14 protein-coding genes and 7 tRNA genes are annotated in these 16,922 nt (G+C 66.1%); 4 read left to right on the forward strand and 17 right to left on the reverse strand.

The features are described 5' to 3' along the window. Window positions 1–3: 3 nt before the first annotated feature. Complete coding sequence (locus tag OHZ10_RS11010) at window positions 4–438, reverse strand: universal stress protein (protein ID WP_011549516.1); 435 nt, start codon at window positions 436–438, stop codon at window positions 4–6. Window positions 439–597: 159 nt separating this feature from the next. Then, window positions 598–1,503 (reverse strand): LysR family transcriptional regulator, encoded by a 906-nt coding sequence (locus OHZ10_RS11015; RefSeq protein ID WP_059233826.1) that lies wholly within the window; start codon window positions 1,501–1,503, stop codon window positions 598–600. Window positions 1,504–1,657: 154 nt separating this feature from the next. Here OHZ10_RS11015 and OHZ10_RS11020 point away from each other — a divergent pair, with 154 nt between their 5' ends. Both OHZ10_RS11020 and aceB read left to right on the forward strand, forming a co-directional pair. Then, window positions 1,658–2,419 (forward strand): haloacid dehalogenase type II, encoded by a 762-nt coding sequence (locus OHZ10_RS11020; RefSeq protein WP_059233825.1) that lies wholly within the window; start codon window positions 1,658–1,660, stop codon window positions 2,417–2,419. 67 nt (window positions 2,420–2,486) lie between these two features. Next, window positions 2,487–4,079, forward strand: a complete 1,593-nt coding sequence (gene aceB, locus OHZ10_RS11025) for a malate synthase A (RefSeq protein WP_059233824.1) — start codon at window positions 2,487–2,489, stop codon at window positions 4,077–4,079. A gap of 127 nt (window positions 4,080–4,206) precedes the next feature. Here aceB and OHZ10_RS11030 read toward each other — a convergent pair whose 3' ends face one another. Beyond that, a complete protein-coding gene (locus OHZ10_RS11030) occupies window positions 4,207–4,623 on the reverse strand; it encodes a gamma-glutamylcyclotransferase family protein (protein ID WP_342702451.1) in 417 nt (138 codons plus the stop codon). Window positions 4,624–4,880: 257 nt separating this feature from the next. Here OHZ10_RS11030 and OHZ10_RS11035 point away from each other — a divergent pair, with 257 nt between their 5' ends. Then, window positions 4,881–5,756, forward strand: coding sequence for an AraC family transcriptional regulator (locus tag OHZ10_RS11035; RefSeq protein WP_256085036.1), 876 nt, complete (start codon window positions 4,881–4,883; stop codon window positions 5,754–5,756). A 24-nt stretch (window positions 5,757–5,780) separates the two neighbouring features. Here OHZ10_RS11035 and OHZ10_RS11040 read toward each other — a convergent pair whose 3' ends face one another. The 9 genes from OHZ10_RS11040 to gltX all read right to left on the reverse strand — a co-directional run bounded on the left by OHZ10_RS11040 (window position 5,781) and on the right by gltX (window position 8,981). Beyond that, window positions 5,781–6,245, reverse strand: coding sequence for a GNAT family N-acetyltransferase (locus OHZ10_RS11040; protein WP_059233821.1), 465 nt, complete (start codon window positions 6,243–6,245; stop codon window positions 5,781–5,783). 166 nt (window positions 6,246–6,411) lie between these two features. Continuing rightward, a tRNA-Asp gene (locus tag OHZ10_RS11045) sits at window positions 6,412–6,488 on the reverse strand. 73 nt (window positions 6,489–6,561) lie between these two features. Further along, a tRNA-Glu gene (locus tag OHZ10_RS11050) sits at window positions 6,562–6,637 on the reverse strand. A 66-nt stretch (window positions 6,638–6,703) separates the two neighbouring features. Further along, window positions 6,704–6,780: transfer RNA gene (locus OHZ10_RS11055), tRNA-Asp, on the reverse strand. Between the two features lie 79 nt (window positions 6,781–6,859). Next, window positions 6,860–6,935: transfer RNA gene (locus tag OHZ10_RS11060), tRNA-Glu, on the reverse strand. 63 nt (window positions 6,936–6,998) lie between these two features. Then, window positions 6,999–7,075, reverse strand: a tRNA-Asp gene (locus OHZ10_RS11065). Window positions 7,076–7,155: 80 nt separating this feature from the next. Then, window positions 7,156–7,231, reverse strand: a tRNA-Glu gene (locus OHZ10_RS11070). Between the two features lie 136 nt (window positions 7,232–7,367). Next, window positions 7,368–7,443: transfer RNA gene (locus OHZ10_RS11075), tRNA-Ala, on the reverse strand. A gap of 128 nt (window positions 7,444–7,571) precedes the next feature. Then, window positions 7,572–8,981, reverse strand: coding sequence for a glutamate--tRNA ligase (gene gltX, locus OHZ10_RS11080; protein WP_059233820.1), 1,410 nt, complete (start codon window positions 8,979–8,981; stop codon window positions 7,572–7,574). Window positions 8,982–9,260: 279 nt separating this feature from the next. On the opposite strand from gltX, the gene OHZ10_RS11085 reads away from it, so the two are divergent. Then, window positions 9,261–10,175, forward strand: coding sequence for a patatin-like phospholipase family protein (locus OHZ10_RS11085; RefSeq protein ID WP_342702453.1), 915 nt, complete (start codon window positions 9,261–9,263; stop codon window positions 10,173–10,175). 153 nt (window positions 10,176–10,328) lie between these two features. Here the strand turns inward: OHZ10_RS11085 and OHZ10_RS11090 are convergent, their stop codons facing one another. From OHZ10_RS11090 to OHZ10_RS11110, 5 genes are all read right to left on the reverse strand, one after another. Next, entirely contained in the window at window positions 10,329–11,003 is a 675-nt protein-coding gene (locus OHZ10_RS11090; protein WP_059233818.1) for a C40 family peptidase, read from the reverse strand. Between the two features lie 128 nt (window positions 11,004–11,131). Then, window positions 11,132–12,754 (reverse strand): ABC transporter ATP-binding protein, encoded by a 1,623-nt coding sequence (locus OHZ10_RS11095; protein ID WP_174993500.1) that lies wholly within the window; start codon window positions 12,752–12,754, stop codon window positions 11,132–11,134. Next, entirely contained in the window at window positions 12,751–13,848 is a 1,098-nt protein-coding gene (locus OHZ10_RS11100; RefSeq protein ID WP_256085037.1) for an ABC transporter permease, read from the reverse strand. The genes OHZ10_RS11095 and OHZ10_RS11100 overlap by 4 nt, the downstream gene beginning before the upstream one ends. 48 nt (window positions 13,849–13,896) lie before the next feature. Beyond that, window positions 13,897–14,940: a microcin C ABC transporter permease YejB gene (locus OHZ10_RS11105; protein ID WP_059233815.1), complete on the reverse strand. Its 1,044-nt coding sequence runs from the start codon at window positions 14,938–14,940 to the stop codon at window positions 13,897–13,899. Between the two features lie 50 nt (window positions 14,941–14,990). Next, the gene (locus OHZ10_RS11110; protein WP_059233814.1) at window positions 14,991–16,874 is read right to left on the reverse strand and encodes an extracellular solute-binding protein; all 1,884 of its coding nucleotides are present in this window, start codon (window positions 16,872–16,874) and stop codon (window positions 14,991–14,993) included. Window positions 16,875–16,922 lie beyond the last annotated feature (48 nt).

Genomic DNA, 16,922 nt, shown 5'->3' on the forward strand with positions numbered 1-16,922 from the left:
GCCCTACCGATAAACGATCACCGGAATTTTCGTATGGGTCAGCACGCGCTGCGTCTCGCTGCCGATCAGCAGGCTGCCGAGACCGCGGCGTCCGTGGGACGCCATGAAGATCACGTCGCAACCGCCGCGTTCGGCCGCCTCGATGATGCCGAGGTACGGCGACGGGTGGACGCTCGTCCACGTGTCGCAGGCGACGCCGGCCGCCTTCGCGGCGGCCTCGACCTCGTCGAGGTGCGCACGCGCCTCGCGCTCGCTGCGCGCGCGGAAATCGGCGGGCGGCTCGATGATCACTTCGGAAAACGGCGAGTACGGATACTGCGGCAGGCACGCGTAGGCCGTCACGCGCGCGCCGACCGCGCGTGCCAGGTCGATCGCGCCGTCGATCGCTTTCTGCGACAGTTCGGAACCGTCGGTTGGAACGAGGATGTGCCTGAACATCGCGCCCTCCTTCGTCAATCGCACGCCGCGCGCCACGATCCCGTCCAGACCGGCCGCGACGCGCCGGACATGCCTCCTACGAGTGTAGTGTGCGAAACCGCCCGATCGGAACCGGCAGCGGGTTCGCCCTCATATCGGAAACACGCGGGCGGGCGCCGCCTACTCGCCCCAATAGCCGGGCTGCTCGTACGTGTGCTTCAGGTAATCGAGAAACAGGCGCACGCGCAACGGCAGGTGCCGGCGCTGCGGAAACACCGCGTGGATGCCGATCGGCGGCGCCTCGAATGCATCGAGCACGCTGACGAGCCGGCCGCCCGCGATGTCGTCGCCGACCTCCCACCACGAGCGCCACGCCAGGCCGTAGCCTTCGAGACACCACTCGTGCAGCACCGCGCCGTCGGAGCATTCCATCGTGCCGTTCACGCGGATCGACACGACCTTGTCGTCTTCCTGGAACGCCCAGCCGCGCTGCTGGTTCGCATTCGCGGCGAGCGCCAGGCAGTTGTGCCGCGCCAGCTCCGCGAGCGTGACCGGCGTGCCGCGCCGCGCCAGATAGGCGGGCGACGCGACGCACACGCGGCGGTTCTCGCCGAGCTTCAGCGACACGAGCGACGAATCGGGCAGCTCGCCGAGCCGCACCGCGCAATCGAACCCCTCGTTGACGAGATCGACCATCCGGTCGGACAGGTCGAGCGTGACCGACACGTCCGGATGCCCGACGCTGAATTCGGGTACGAGCGGCGCGACGTGCCGCCGGCCGAAGCCGGCCGGCGCGGAAATCCGCAGGTGGCCGCTCGCCTTGACGCCGCCAGCGGACACGCTCGCCTCCGCGTTCTGCATGTCGTTGATGATCCGCTGGCAATCCTCGAGGAACGCCGAACCTTCGAACGTCAGCGTGAGCTTGCGCGTCGTGCGCACCAGCAGCTTCACGCCGAGCCGCTCCTCGAGTGCGTCGAGGCGGCGGCCGATGATCGCCGGCGCGACGCCTTCCGCGTGCGCGGCCGCCGACAGGCTGCCCTTCGCCGCAACCGCAGCGAACGTTTCGATCTGTTTGAACCGGTCCATGAGTCGCGAGGACGGCACGGCCGCCCTTCAAATAGCTTAAGCCGCTCAAGATTAGGTATATGAAAGTAAAAGATCAAGTGATGAATAGCGTCTTTTTTAGACCATACGATCACGAATAGAATCGATCCGACCTCTGAAACTGGAGCGCAAGGCTATGTCGGCCACAACGACACTCTCCTCTCCCGACGCAATCCTCTTCGACGCATTCGGCACGTTGTTCGACGTGCGTGCGGTGCTGGCCGCGGCGGAGCAGATGTTTCCCGGACACGGGGAACGGTTGTCGCAGCTGTGGCGACGCAAGCAAATCGAATACTCGCAACTGCGCACGCTCGCCGATCCGGCCGGCGCGCGCTATCGCCCGTTCCGGGACATCACGCTGGACGCGCTGCGGTTCGCCGCGCGCCGGCTCGGGCTCGCGCTGAACAGCGCGGCCGAGAAGCGGCTGATGGACGAATACGCGTGCCTGTCCACCTATCCCGACACCGTGCCCGCGCTGCGCAAGCTGCGCGCGCTCGAACCGCGCCCGTCGCTCGGGATCCTGTCGAACGGCACCCCGCAGATGCTCGACATCGCGATCAAGAGCGCCGGCATGACCGGGCTGTTCGATCGCGTGCTGTCGGCCGACACCGTGCGCGCGTACAAGCCGAGTCCGGCCGCTTACGCGCTCGGCACCGCCGCGTTCGGGTCGAACCCGCGCAGCATCGTGTTCGTGTCGTCGAACGCCTGGGACGTCGCCGGAGCCGTCTGGTTCGGCTACACGACGTTCTGGCTCAACCGCACGGGCGCGCCCGCCGAGGAACTCGGCGCGCCGCCCGACGGCACGGGCACCGGCATGGCCGACCTGCTCGCCTTCCTCGCCACCCCGGCTCCGTCCGGCAAGCCCGCGAACCGCACGCGCCCCAGCCCGGGTGCATGACGTTCGCGGCGCTGCCGCCTTCCCCCTTCACCGAAACCGCAACTGACCGACCAAGGAGATGAGACTCATGAGCACCCCGATCACGCTGCCGCAAGGCATGACGATCACCGGCGAAATCAAGCCGGGTTACGAAGCGATCCTGACGCCCGAAGCACTGGAACTCGTCGCGGCGCTGCACCGCACGTTCGAACCGCGTCGCCAGACGCTGCTGCAGGCGCGCGTCGAACGCACGAAACGCCTCGACGCAGGCGAGCGCCCCGACTTCCTGGCCGAGACGAAGTCGATCCGCGAAGGCGACTGGAAGGTCGCACCGCTGCCGGCCGACCTGCAATGCCGCCGTGTCGAAATCACGGGCCCCGTCGAGCGCAAGATGATCATCAACGCGCTGAACTCGGGCGCCGATTCGTACATGACGGACTTCGAGGATTCGAACGCGCCGAGCTGGACCAACCAGATCGACGGCCAGATCAACCTGAAGGACGCGGTGCGCCGCACGATTTCGCTCGAGCAGAACGGCAAGTCATACCGGCTGAACGACAAGGTCGCGACGCTGATCGTGCGTCCGCGCGGCTGGCACCTCGACGAGAAGCACGTGACGGTCGACGGCCAGCGCGTGTCCGGCGGCATCTTCGATTTCGCGCTGTTCCTGTTCCACAACGCGAAGGAACTGATCGCGCGCGGCTCGGGCCCGTACTTCTACCTGCCGAAGATGGAAAGCCATCTCGAGGCGCGCCTGTGGAACGACATCTTCGTCGCCGCGCAAGAAGCGGTCGGCGTGCCGCGCGGCACGATCCGCGCGACGGTGCTGATCGAGACGATCCTCGCCGCGTTCGAGATGGACGAGATTCTGTATGAGCTGCGCGAACACAGCTCGGGCCTGAACGCCGGCCGCTGGGACTACATCTTCTCGGCGATCAAGAAGTTCAAGAACGACCGCGACTTCTGCCTGGCCGAGCGTTCGAAGATCACGATGACGGTGCCGTTCATGCGCGCGTACGCGCTGCTGCTGCTGAAGACCTGCCACCAGCGCAACGCGCCGGCGATCGGCGGGATGAGCGCGCTGATCCCGATCAAGAACGATCCGGAAGCGAACGACAAGGCAATGGGCGGCGTGCGCTCGGACAAGCAGCGCGACGCGACCGACGGCTACGACGGCGGCTGGGTCGCGCACCCGGGCCTCGTGCCGATCGCGATGGAAGAGTTCGTCAAGGTGCTCGGCGACAAGCCGAACCAGATCGCGAAGCAGCGCGACGACGTGCAGGTCGAAGGCAAGAACCTGCTCGACTTCCAGCCGGAAGCGCCGATCACCGAAGCCGGCCTGCGCAACAACATCAACGTCGGCATCCACTACCTCGGTGCATGGCTCGACGGCAACGGCTGCGTGCCGATCCACAACTTGATGGAAGACGCGGCCACGGCCGAGATCTCCCGCTCGCAGGTGTGGCAGTGGATCCGCTCGCCGAAGGGCGTGCTCGACGACGGCCGCAAGGTCACGGCCGAGCTCGTGCGTGAATTCTCGAAGATCGAGCTCGACAACGTGAAGCGCTCGGTCGGCGGCGACGCGCAGCCGTACGAGCGCGCTGCGGCCATCTTCGAACACATGTCGACGTCGGAAGGCTTCACCGAATTCCTGACGCTGCCGCTGTACGAGGAAATCTGACGACGCGTCACGCTGCGACCGGCGGCCGGCCACGCGCCGCCGCCAGCCGCATGCGATGACCGCATGAAAAAAGCGCCCTGCGGGGCGCTTTTTTCTTTTGACACGAATCCGGCTGCGGCCGGGCCGCTCAGGCGGCTTCCTGCTCGCGCCGGTGCTGGACCCAGTCACCCGACGCAATGCGCGGACGCCCGGCTACCGCATGCGCGGCGATCGGATAGTACAGGCACGCATACTGCCGGCCGCCGAGCTCGACGGTCACCTCCTCCGGCTTGAACAGCGAGTCGACGCCCGGATAGACGCGCTCGATCTCGTCGAGCACGGGGACCAACTGTTCGTCGACCTCGTAGACATCGCCCCAGACCAGCGACTTGCCGGCCGCCGGCCCGGCGATCATCCCCGGATACGTGCCGAAATCGTACAGCTCGCCCGGCAGCCCGGCCGCGCCCAGCAGCGTCGGCGCCGCGATTCCATGCCGTGCGGCCGCATGGCCGATGTCGTTGGCCTGTCCGGCTCTCAAGGTGCCGTAGACGAATACGTAGCGCATCGTGGTTCTCCTCTTCGATTCGTTATTGCCGTGTTCGCGCGCGATTCACATGAAAATGCACGTGCATCGATAGACCACGATACCGGCCCGATGGTTCGAACCCGGCGGCACGCGCGACCGCGGGCAGCCGCCCGGGAATCGCCGGCACCCACACAAAGTTCATTTGAACCCGGCATGATCGCCCGAAAAACCGCCGCATGCGCTTGCGCGGTGCCTTCTAAAATAACGGCATCGCCGCCGCGCTGCCCGAACCGTCCATGAATCCGCCCGTCCAAGCCGACGCATCGAACCCGTACGTCATCGACATCCCGCCCGAATTCGCGCCGACCGCCGTCCATCCGATGCGCGTGCGCGCCCGGCAGGTCGACGCCGGCCACCGTATTCCGCTGCACACGCATGCGTGGGCGCAGCTCGCGTACGCGTCGCGCGGCGTGCTGCGCGTCGCGACGACCGGTACGACCTGGATGGTGCCGCCGTCCCGCGCGATCTGGGTGCCACCGCACGTGACGCACGAGGTCGTGATCGTCGAGGAAGCCTATTTGCGCACGCTGTATATCGACGAGTCGATCGTGCCGGACGGGCTCGATGCGTGCCGCGTCGTCGAGGTGACGGGACTGCTGCGCGAACTGATCATCGCGCTCGACGCGCGCGATCTGAGCGCCGCGCGCGAGCGGTTGCTGTGCGGGCTCGTGCTCGACGAGTTGAGTCACGCCGAACCGCTGCCGCTCGCCGTGCCGATGCCCGACGAGAAACGGCTGCGCATGCTGTGCGAATCGGTGCTCGCGCATCCCGCGCATGCGGAGTCGCTCGAACACTGGGCGAGCGAGGTCGGCGCGAGCACCCGCACGATTTCGCGGCTCTTCAAGCAGGAACTGGGCGTGAGCTTTTCGCAGTGGCGCCAGCAGGCGCTGCTCGCGCGGGCAATCCCGCTGCTGAACCAGGGTCGCCCGCTGTCGCATATCGCGCGCGAACTCGGCTACCAGAGCCAGAGCGCGTTCTCGGCGATGTTCCGGCGTGCATTCGGCGAAAGCCCGCGCGCGTTCATGCTGCGCGGCTACGAGCATCGAGGCCTGGAGGGCAGCGCCGCGCAACACGACGCCCCGGACGACGACGCGATCGACATGGTCCGCTGACCGCATGACCGGATCGCCGGCCCGTCAGACCGGCCGCACCATGTGGCGGATCGAGCCGAGTTGCGCGAGCCGCGGCCCGGCGACCCGGTAGCCCATGCGCAGGTAAAGGCGCGCGGCCGGGTTGTCGACGAACACGCGCAACTGCAGTTCGTGCAGCCCGCGCGCGCGCGCCCAGCGGTGGGACATGTCGAGCATGTAGGTACCCGCGCCCTGCCCGCGATGGCCGGCCGCGATCTGCACGTCGCGGATATGCAGGGAGTCGCCCTCCTCGGTCACGCGCAGCACGCCGATGCGCTCGCCGTCGGCCTCGAGGATGAAGTTCTCGGATTCACGCCAGCTCGCAAAGAACAGGTCGCTGCGCCACACGAGCCCATGGCGTTTGTAGTAACCGCCCATGTTGCCGTGCGTCAGCGCTTCGGCGAACGGGAAATCGCCCGGCTCCGCAGGCCGGAGCTGATACAGGAGTCGCAGGTCGGTCGGATCGAGCATCACGCAGGGGTCAAGAACGCATCCCGCCACGATAGCGCAGTCGCGTACGGATGCAATCGCGAATTTCTCGTAGCAGTGAGGTGCCGGACGCGGAAGTTCGGTGTGCGACAGGTGCGACCGGAAGCACAAATGAAAAAGCCCGCACAAGGCGGGCTTTTTCATTTTTTGGCGGAGCGGACGGGACTCGAACCCGCGACCCCCGGCGTGACAGGCCGGTATTCTAACCGACTGAACTACCGCTCCAGTCTTGCTGCTTGCCTGGCAGGCGTCGGTTACTTCCTGCCGGCGCGTCGTTTATTCGAACGACGCTGAAATCTGGCGTCCCCTAGGGGATTCGAACCCCTGTACTCACCGTGAAAGGGTGATGTCCTAGGCCTCTAGACGAAGGGGACAACGTACTGCTTACATCTTTAACGATAAAGCCCGTTCAAAAAACGTTCTTTGAACGGGCTTCGTTCTGGCGGAGCGGACGGGGCTCGAACCCGCGACCCCCGGCGTGACAGGCCGGTATTCTAACCAACTGAACTACCGCTCCAGCTTTCTGCACCACCGCCTGCAGGACATCGTCACGTTCCTGCCTGCGTTGCGACACTTCTACGAAACGCCGCTGAATCTGGCGTCCCCTAGGGGATTCGAACCCCTGTACTCACCGTGAAAGGGTGATGTCCTAGGCCTCTAGACGAAGGGGACAACGTACTGCTTACACCTTTAATACAAAAGCCCGCTCAAAAACGTCTTGAACGGGCTTCGTTCTGGCGGAGCGGACGGGACTCGAACCCGCGACCCCCGGCGTGACAGGCCGGTATTCTAACCGACTGAACTACCGCTCCAACTTTCTGCACCGTTACCTGCAGGACGTCGGTTACGTTCCTGCAAGCCTCGCGACACTTCTACGAAACGCCGCTGAATCTGGCGTCCCCTAGGGGATTCGAACCCCTGTACTCACCGTGAAAGGGTGATGTCCTAGGCCTCTAGACGAAGGGGACATGATCTTTTCAGATCTGTCTGACTTTCGCTATCACTTACGGTCAACAGCGAAGGCCGAAATTCTAACTGCTTTGAATCATTTTGTGAAGCATTTATTACTACCACTGCTTCGCAAATCAATCCAGCTTGTTCTGTTGGTGGAGGTAAGCGGGATCGAACCGCTGACCTCTTGCATGCCATGCAAGCGCTCTCCCAGCTGAGCTATACCCCCTTGCAGAACAGAAATGAGATTATATGGACCTACTTTGAACTTGTAAATACCCTTTTTGCGATTCGCACGAAATATTTTGCGAAGCTGCCGTGCGCTCACGCGCAGACAGCTTCACTGACGCACGAACCTCAGGCGAGCGCGCCCTCGATGCGCGACACCACGACGTCACGACCGAACAGCACCAGCACCGCGTCGATCGACGGCGTGTGCGTGGTGCCCGCCACCAGCAGGCGCACCGGCATCGCGAGTTGCGGCATCTTCAGCTTGTGCGTGGCGAGCGTCGCCTTCAGCGCCGCGGACACCGCTTCCTTCGTCCAGTCGGCCGCCTTCAGCGCGGCGGCGAGATCGGCCAGCGCCGGCCGCACTGCATCGGTCACGTGCTGCGCGAGCGCGTCGGCTTCCGGTGCCGGCACACGGTAGAACATCGCCGCGCCTTCCGCGATCTCCTTGACCGTCGTCGCGCGATCCTTCATCAGGCCGACCACCGCATCGAGCGCGGGGCCCGTCGCGATCGCCGCGTCGTCGACGCCAAGCGCGTCGAGGAACGGCTTCGCGAGTCCGGCGAGGCGCGCGTTGTCGGCTTCCTTGATGTAATGCGCGTTCAGCCAGCTCAGCTTGCTATGGTCGTACTGCGCAGGCGACTTGCCGAGATGCTCGAGATCGAACCACTCGACGAACTGCTCGCGCGAGAAGATCTCGGCATCGCCGTGCGACCAGCCGAGGCGCGCGAGATAGTTGACGACCGCTTCGGGCAGGAAGCCTGCGTCGCGGTACGCCATCACGCTCATCGCGCCATGGCGCTTGCTCATCTTCTCGCCCTGCTCGTTCAGCACGGTCGGCAGGTGTGCATAGACGGGCGCTTCGCCACCGAGCGCATTCAGGATGTTGATCTGGCGCGGCGTGTTGTTCACGTGGTCGTCGCCACGGATCACGTGCGTGATGCCCATGTCCATGTCGTCCACCACCACGCAGAAGTTGTAGATCGGCGTGCCGTCCGGGCGCGCGATCACGAGGTCGTCGAGCTCTTCGTTCGAGATCTCGACACGCCCCTTCACCGCGTCTTCCCAGACGACCGTGCCCGTCAGCGGATTGCGGAAGCGCAGCACGGGCTTCACGCCGGCCGGCGGCTCCGGCAGCACCTTGCCGGGCTCCGGACGCCACGTGCCGTCGTAGCGCGGCTTCAGGCCGGCTTCGCGCTGGCGTTCGCGCAGCGCGTCGAGCTCTTCGGCCGACATGTAGCACGGGTACGCGAGGCCCTTCTCGAGCATTTGCGCGAGCACTTCGCGATAGCGGTCCATCCGCTGCATCTGGTAGATCGGGCCTTCGTCGAAATCCAGGCCGAGCCATTGCATCCCTTCGAGGATCGCATCGACCGCTTCCTGCGACGAACGCTCGACGTCGGTATCCTCGATGCGCAGCACGAACGTGCCTTCCATCTTGCGGGCGAACGCCCACGGATAGAGTGCGGAGCGGATGTTGCCGAGGTGAATGAAGCCGGTGGGACTCGGCGCGAAGCGGGTACGGACAGGACGGGTCATAAACGGTAACTCGAACGCCTGGGGCGCATGAATGATTCGACGCGGGACGGCAGCAGCAGCCCGGACAGCAACGGAGCCGGCGACGCCCGGAACGGGAAAGAAGCCGGAATTATACTCGCGCCGGACAGCGCGCCAAGCGCACCGCTTGCTTTATGATGTGCGCGCCGCGGCCGCCAGCCGGCGCGGCGCCGGCCGCACGGAACCCGCCGCGCGGCCGCTCGAAACCTATCGCCGCCGCGGGCCGTGTAACCCGCCGCCAAGCCGCCGGAGAACCATTCGATGTCGTCCCCTCGCCTGTCGCGCCGCCACTTCACGATCGCCTGCGCGTCCGCCAGCCTCGCCGCCTGCACGTCATTCGGCGACAAGTCCCGCCCCAACACGGCGCAGCCGCAAGAGAAGCCCGTGAAGATCGGCATCGCGCTCGGCGGCGGCGCCGCGCGCGGCTTCTCGCACATCGGCGTGCTGAAGGCGCTCGAGGCGCGCGGCATCCCCGTCGAGATCGTCGCCGGCACGAGCGCGGGCTCGGTGGTCGGCGCACTCTACGCGTCGGGCATGAGCGCGCTGCAGATCAACAAGATCGCGCTCGACATGGATCAGGCGGCGATCAGCGACTGGGCGCTGCCGTTCCGCTCGCGCGGCCTGCTGCAAGGCGTCGCGTTGCAGAACTTCCTGAACAAGACGCTGAACAACCGGCCGATCGAGAAGATGGCGAAGCCGCTCGGCATCGTCGCGACGGATCTGCAGAGCGGCCAGCCGATCCTGTTCCAGCAGGGCAACACGGGGCTCGCGGTGCGCGCGTCGTGCAGCGTGCCGTCGGTGTTCGAGCCGGTGAAGATCGGTAACCGGGAATATGTGGACGGCGGCCTCGTGAGCCCGGTGCCCGCGTCGTACGCGCGCAAGATGGGCGCGAGCTTCGTGATCGCGGTCGACATCTCGGCCCGGCCGGACGGCGCCGCGACCAACAACCCGATCGAGATGCTGCTGCAGACTTTCACGATCATGGGCCAGACGATCAAGACCTACGAGCTCGACAAGTACGCGGACGTCGTGATTCGCCCGAACCTCGCGGCGATGGGCGGCAGCGACTTCAACCAGCGCAACGCGGCGATCCTCGCGGGCGAGGAAGCCGTCGCGCGCATCATGCCGGAGCTGCAGCGCAAGCTCGCGGCCGCGCGCGGCGTGGCTGCTGCGTAAGCACGCGCGTCACGGGAAGGGGCGCTCCATGCCGGCGCCCCGCTGCTGCCCGCAGAGCGATGTCCGCCCCGCCGCCTGCGCCGGCCCAAAAACAAAAAACCCTGCCGCCTTTCGGTGACAGGGTTTTTTTCCGGCCTGGCTGACCGGCAAACGTCAGTTGTTGCCGTTCGCCGAATCGTCGCCGATCGTCGCGCGCACGCGCTGACGGAGGTCTTCTGCCTTCATCGGGAATTCCGACTCGATCCGGCGCGCGCCGGTGAACCGCTTTTCCCAGTAGCCGCTATCGAGATCGTCGACGCGAACGGTGCTGCCCGTCGACGGCGAGTGCACGAACTTGTTGTCGCCGATGTAGATGCCGACGTGCGAGAACGTGCGGCGCATCGTGTTGAAGAACACCAGATCGCCCGGCTTCAGGTTGCTCATGCTCACCTTCTCGCCGACGCGGCTCATCTCTTCCGCGCGACGCGGCAGCGACATGCCGAGCGTGTCCTGGAACACGTAGCGCACGAAGCCGCTGCAGTCGAGGCCCGAATCCGGCGAGTTGCCGCCCCAGCGATAACGCACGCCGATCATGTTCAGCGCGCCGACGACCACGTCGCCCGCCTTGCCCGCCATGCCGGCAAGGAACGACTTCGCACCGCCGCTCGACGGCTGTGCACTGGTCTGCTGGAGGGAGGAACCCGACCCGATCTGAGTCGAATTGGTGACATTCTGGTTAAAACTGCTGACTTCGTCGGCGAACGCGCCGGGAGCTGCTGCGAACAGGGCGCCGATGAACAGCCCGGCGATGGTGCGCGCGCATGCCTGGGTCAGGGATCGATGCTGCATTGGTCGATGGAATGTGCTTAAAAATCAGCTGATTGGCGGAAAATTTCGGTCGATACTAGCCAGCGCGTAATCGTTTGTCAAAACAAATTAAAAAATACAATCGAGATGGTCAGACCATTGGACGCCTATCACGCTTTCCAGACCGCTTTCAACAGCTTTTGTGTGTAAGGATGTGACGGTCTCGTGAAAATGTCGGACACCTCTCCCGACTCGACGACGGCACCGTCCTGCATCACCGCGACGCGGTGCGCCATCGCGCCGATCACCTCCAGGTCGTGGCTGATGAACACGTAGCCGAGGTTGTATTTCTGTTGCAAATTCGCGAGCAGTTTCAGCACCTGCTGCTGGATCGACACGTCGAGCGCCGACGTCGGCTCGTCGAGGATCAGGATCCGCGGCTCCAGCACCAGCGCCCGCGCGATCGCGATCCGCTGGCGCTGCCCGCCCGAGAATTCGTGCGGATAACGGTGCAGCACCGTGCGGTCGAGGCCCACTTCGCGCAGCACCGCGAGCGACTTCGCGCGGCGCGCATCGGGCGTCATGTCCGGGCGATGCAGCTCGAGCCCCTCGCCGACGATCCGCTCGATCGTGTGCCGCGGCGAAAGCGAACTGAATGGATCCTGAAAGACCACCTGCATGTTCGAGCGCAGCGCGGTCTGTTCGCGGCCGCGATAGGTCGACAGCGCGCGCCCCTGGAATTCGATCTCGCCGCCGGCCGTCTTCTGCAGCCCGAGCAGCGCCATCGCGAGCGTCGACTTCCCCGACCCCGATTCGCCGACGATGCCGAGCGTCTCGCCCTGCCGCACCGACACCGACACGTCCGCGACGGCCGTCACCGGCAGCGTGCCGAACCAGCCCGCGATGCCCGGCCGCTTGCGCGCGAACTGCACGCTCACGTGCCGCGCGTCGAGCACGACGGGCGCGATCGGCATCACCGGCATGACGGCGCGCTGCGGCCGGCTGTTCAGCAGCCGCTGTGTATACGGATGCTCGGGTTCCGCGAAGATCCGCTCGACCGGCCCGCTCTCGACGAGCCGGCCGCGCTCCATCACCGCGATGCGCTCGGCGAAATGTCTGACGAGATTCAGGTCGTGCGTGATCAGCAGGATCGCCATCCCGCGCTTTTCCGCTTCCTCGCGCTGCAGTTCCAGCAGCAGGTCGACGATCTGCGCGCGGATCGTCACGTCGAGCGCGGTGGTCGGTTCGTCGGCGAGCAGCAGCCGCGGCCGACATGCGAGCGCCATCGCGATCATCGCGCGCTGCCGCTGGCCGCCCGACAACTGGTGCGGGTAGCTGTCGACGCGCTTGTCCGGCTCCGCAATGCCCGTGCGGGCGAGCAACGCGATCGCGCGCTTGCGCGCCTCGACCGCCGAGACGCCGTCGTGCAGCACGATCGTCTCGCCGATCTGCACGCCGATCGTATACAGCGGATTGAGCGCCGTCATCGGCTCCTGGAAGATCATCGCGATGTCCGAGCCGCGCAGCCCGCGCATCTCGCGCTCGCTCTTGCCCACCAGGTCCTGCCCCGCGAAACGGATCGCGCCGCTGACGTCGGCGTCGCGCAACAGGCGCAGGATCGACAGCGCGGTCACGCTCTTGCCGGAACCCGACTCGCCGACGAGCGCGACGCGCTCGCCGCGGCCGATCGCGAGCGTCACGTCGTCCACCGCGACCGTGTCGCCGAAGCGCACGTGCAGATGCTCGAGCGACAGCAGCGGTTCGCGTTGCGCCGATACGGTCGACTCGCTCATCGCTGGCCTCCCGCTGCGCGCACCGAATCGGCGATCCGCGTGTCGAGCGCGTTGCGCAGCGCGTCACCCATGAAGGTCAGCAGCAGCAGCGTCGCGACCAGCACGCCGAACGTCGACAGCGAGATCCACCATGCGTCGAGGTTGCCCTTGCCTTGCGCGAGCAGCTCACCGAGGCTCGGCGTCGGCGGCGGCACGCCGAGCCCGAGGAAATCGAGGCTCGTGAGCGCGAGGATCGAACCGCTCATCCGGAACGGCAGGAACGTGATCACCGGCGTAAGACTGTTCGGCAGCACGTGGCGCCAGATGATCTGCGCGTTCGTGAGCCCCATCGCGCGGGCCGCGCGCACGTAGTCCTGCGTGCGGTTGCGCAGGAATTCCGCGCGCACGTAGTCGGCCAGCCCGATCCAGCCGAACAGCGACAGCAGCACGATCAGCAGCAGGAAGCTCGGCTCGAAGATCGACGCGAAGATGATCAGCAGGTACAGCTCGGGCAACGAGCTCCAGATCTCGATCAGCCGCTGCCCGACGATGTCGATGCGCCCGCCGAAGAAGCCCTGCACGGCGCCCGCGGCGATCCCGAGCAGCGTGCCGATCACGGTCAGGATCAGCCCGAACTCGACCGAGATGCGGAACCCGTACACGAGCCGCGCGAGCAGGTCGCGCCCCTGTGCGTCAGTGCCGAGCCAGTTCTCGCGCGACGGCGGCGCCGGGTTCGGCACGTTCGAGAAGTAATTCAGCGTGTCGTAGTAATAGTGGTTCGGCGGATAGACGACGAAGTTGCCGGGTGCCTCGAGCCGCTTGCGCACGTACGGATCGAGATAGTCGGCCGGCGTCGGGAAATCGCCGCCGAAAGTCGTCTCCGGATACGCATGGAACATCGGGAAATAGGTCTGGCCGTCGTAGCGCACGACGAGCGGCTTGTCGTTCGACCACAGTGGCGCCGCAAGGCTCGCGGCGAACGCGACGACGAAGATCACGAAGCTCCAGTAGCCGAGGCGCTGCTGCCTGAAGCGCTGCCACACGCGGCGCGCCGGTGACGGCGACACGCGCGCCCGCGCGGCGTCGATGCGGGATGATGCAACGGCCCGGTTCATCGCGCTCCTCGCCCCATGGCGCTCGGCATGCGGATGGATCGTTTCATGTCAGCGCTCCAGGTTGTCGAATTGAATGCGCGGATCGACCCACACATAGCAGAGATCGGAGACCAGCTTGGTCGCGAGCCCGATCAGCGTGAACAGGTACAGCGTGCCGAGCACGACCGGATAGTCGCGCCGCACGACCGACTCGTACGACAGCAGCCCGAGGCCGTCGAGCGAGAACAGTGTCTCGATCAGCAGGCTGCCCGTGAAGAACGCACCGATGAACGCGGCCGGGAAGCCGACGATCAGCGGCAGCATCGCGTTGCGGAACACGTGCTTCCACAGCACGCTGCGCTCGGAGAGCCCCTTCGCGCGCGCGGTCAGCACGTATTGCCGGCGGATCTGGTCGAGAAACGCATTCTTCGTGAGCATCGTGACGACCGCGAAGCTGCCGACGACCGACGCCGTGATCGGCAGCGCGATGTGCCACAGGTAGTCGAGCACCTTGCCGACGAGCGACAGCTGCGCGAAGTTGTCCGATGTGAGGCCGCGCAGCGGAAAGAGCTGCCAGAACGAGCCGCCGCCGAACAGCACGAGCAGCAGCACGCCGAGCACGAAACCCGGGATCGCATAACCGACGAGCACGACGAGGCTCGTCGCGACGTCGAACGGCGAACCGTTGCGCACGGCCTTCGCGATGCCGAGCGGCACCGAGATCAGGTACGTGAGGAAGAACGTCCACAGCCCGATGCTGATCGACACGGGCAGTTTCTGCACGACCAGCGACCACACGCTCTGGTGGCGGAAATAGCTGTCGCCGAGATCGAAGCGCGCGAAGCGCTTCAGCATCAGCCAGTAGCGTTCGAGCGGCGGCTTGTCGAAGCCGTACAGCGCCTTGAGCTGCGCGAGCTGCTGCGCGTCGACACCGGTGTGCGCGCGCATTCCGAACGGCACCGCGCCCTGCTCCGTCGCGCCCTTGCGCAGTTCCTGCACGGCCTGCTCGACGGGCCCGCCCGGCACGAACTGGATCACCGCGAACGTGAGGGTCAGCACGCCGATGAGCGTCGGGATCATCAGCAGCAGGCGTTTGAGGATGTAGCTCCACATAGGGCGTCGACTCGTGATCGGTGGCGGGTTGGACGAAGGGGCGGCGCGGGTCAGTGATCGGGCTTCGCCCACCAGGTCGACACGACCCAGCCCTCGGCCGAATAGTACAGCGGCAACGTCTGCGGATAGGCCAGCGTGTGCCGGTACGCGATCCGGTGCGTCGTGCTGTACCACTGCGGCACCGCGTAATAGCCGTGCATCAGCACGCGGTCGAGCGCGTGCGTCGCGTCGAGCAGGTCTTCGCGCGTCTGCGCGGTGCCGAGCGCGTGCAGCAACGCGTCGACGGCCGGCGACTTCAACCCGATGAAGTTGTCGGAGCCCGGTTCGTCGGCGAACTTGCTCGCGTAACGCGAGTATTGTTCGGCACCCGGCACCTGCACGCCCGGCAAGCGGATCGTCGTCATGTCGTAGTCGAACGCATCGAGGCGCTTCTGCAGCAGCGCGAAATCGGCCGTGCGAAAACGTGCGTCGATGCCGAGCTTCGCGAGATTGCGCTGATAGGCCGTCACGACACCTTCCATCGCGGCGCCCGAATCGTCGAGGATCTCGAACGTGAACGGTTCGCCCTTCGCGTTGCGCAGCGCACCGTCGCGATAGGTCCAGCCGGCCTGTGCGAGCAATGCGCGCGCCTTCAGCAGGTTCGCACGCAGCGAGCCCGGCGGGTTCGTGTCCGGTTGCGTGACCATCGGGCCGAACACGGCCGGGTCGAGCTGCGCGCGCAGCGGCTCGAGCAGCTTCAACTCGCCTTCACCCGGCGTACCGGTCGCCTGCAGGTCCGTGTCGGCGAAATAGCTGTCGAGGCGCGTGTACGCGCTATAGAACAGCTGGCGGTTCAGCCATTCGAAGTCGAACGCGAGGTCGAGCGCCTGGCGCACGCGCACGTCGCGAAACAGCGGCCGGCGCAGGTTCATGAAGAAGCCCTGCATGCCGGCGCCGTTATGCTGGCGGAATTCGCGCTTGACGAGCTCGCCGCTGTCGAAGCGCTTGCCGACGTCGCGCCGTGTCCAGTTGCGTGCGATGTACTCGACGAGCACGTCGTATTCGCCGGCCTTGAACGCCTCGAGCCGCGCGACGCCGTCGCCGTACAGCTTGTAGACGATCCGCGCGAAATTGTTGGTGCCGATCCGCACCGGCAGGTCGGCGCCCCAATACGCAGGATTGCGCCGGTAGGTGATCGTGCGGCCGTTGTCGTAACGCTCGATCAGGTACGGGCCGCTGCCGATCGGCTGCTCGAACGCGAGCTGGTCGAACGGGATACGCGAGCCGTCCGCGCGCAAGCCCCACTTGCGCGAGAACACCGGCACGCCGCCGGCGATCAGCGGCAGCTCGCGATTCGCGCTGCGGAACTCGAAACGCACGGTGGCCGGATCGACCACCACGGCCTTCGCGATCTCCGCGAAATATGCGCCGAACTGCGGCGCGGCCTGTTTGCTCTTCAGCGTATCGAATGAGAATTTGACGTCGTCGGCGGTGACGCGGTCGCCGTTCGAGAAACGCGCGCGCGGATTCAGGTGGAACGTGACCGAACGGCGGTCGGGCGCGACGTCGATGTCGTCGGCAAGCAGCCCGTAGGCGGACGCCGGTTCGTCCGAACTCCCCGTCGCGAGGCTCTCGAACAGGTTGTCGATGCCGGGTGCGGGATTGCCGCGCATCGTGAACGGATTGAACTTGTCGAACGACGTCAGCCGGTTCGGGTTCGCGAGCACGAGCGTGCCGCCCTTCGGCGCGTCGGGGTTGACGTAGTCGAAATGCTTGAAACCCGGCGGATACTTCGGCTCGCCGTACTGCGCGATCGCATAGGCCGCGTGTGCGGCCGGCGCGGCCAGCGCCGCATACAGCGCAAACGCCGCAGCGACGCGGCCGGCGGCCCGTACGCCACGCTGCGCGCCGAGGCAGGCTCGCGCGGCGGCGGCCCGGGGCGAACCCTTCGTCATAGAGGCCCTGTCGGTCGAATGGGGGATGTAACGTGGACCGATTCTACC

Origin of the sequence: Burkholderia arboris (assembly GCF_038723655.1) — a bacterium.
Lineage (GTDB): Bacteria > Pseudomonadota > Gammaproteobacteria > Burkholderiales > Burkholderiaceae > Burkholderia > Burkholderia arboris.

Coding starts and splice junctions, on each gene's coding strand:
- OHZ10_RS11085 (WP_342702453.1), top strand. CDS start 9,261: ATGTCGTCCCCTCGCCTGTCGCGCCGCCACTTCACGATCGCCTGCGCG.
- OHZ10_RS11020 (WP_059233825.1), top strand. CDS start 1,658: ATGTCGGCCACAACGACACTCTCCTCTCCCGACGCAATCCTCTTCGAC.
- OHZ10_RS11015 (WP_059233826.1), bottom strand. CDS start 1,503: ATGGACCGGTTCAAACAGATCGAAACGTTCGCTGCGGTTGCGGCGAAG.
- OHZ10_RS11100 (WP_256085037.1), bottom strand. CDS start 13,848: ATGAACCGGGCCGTTGCATCATCCCGCATCGACGCCGCGCGGGCGCGC.
- OHZ10_RS11040 (WP_059233821.1), bottom strand. CDS start 6,245: ATGCTCGATCCGACCGACCTGCGACTCCTGTATCAGCTCCGGCCTGCG.
- gltX (WP_059233820.1), bottom strand. CDS start 8,981: ATGACCCGTCCTGTCCGTACCCGCTTCGCGCCGAGTCCCACCGGCTTC.
- OHZ10_RS11110 (WP_059233814.1), bottom strand. CDS start 16,874: ATGACGAAGGGTTCGCCCCGGGCCGCCGCCGCGCGAGCCTGCCTCGGC.
- OHZ10_RS11095 (WP_174993500.1), bottom strand. CDS start 12,754: ATGAGCGAGTCGACCGTATCGGCGCAACGCGAACCGCTGCTGTCGCTC.
- OHZ10_RS11105 (WP_059233815.1), bottom strand. CDS start 14,940: ATGTGGAGCTACATCCTCAAACGCCTGCTGCTGATGATCCCGACGCTC.
- OHZ10_RS11090 (WP_059233818.1), bottom strand. CDS start 11,003: ATGCAGCATCGATCCCTGACCCAGGCATGCGCGCGCACCATCGCCGGG.
- OHZ10_RS11030 (WP_342702451.1), bottom strand. CDS start 4,623: ATGCGCTACGTATTCGTCTACGGCACCTTGAGAGCCGGACAGGCCAAC.
- OHZ10_RS11010 (WP_011549516.1), bottom strand. CDS start 438: ATGTTCAGGCACATCCTCGTTCCAACCGACGGTTCCGAACTGTCGCAG.
- OHZ10_RS11035 (WP_256085036.1), top strand. CDS start 4,881: ATGAATCCGCCCGTCCAAGCCGACGCATCGAACCCGTACGTCATCGAC.
- aceB (WP_059233824.1), top strand. CDS start 2,487: ATGAGCACCCCGATCACGCTGCCGCAAGGCATGACGATCACCGGCGAA.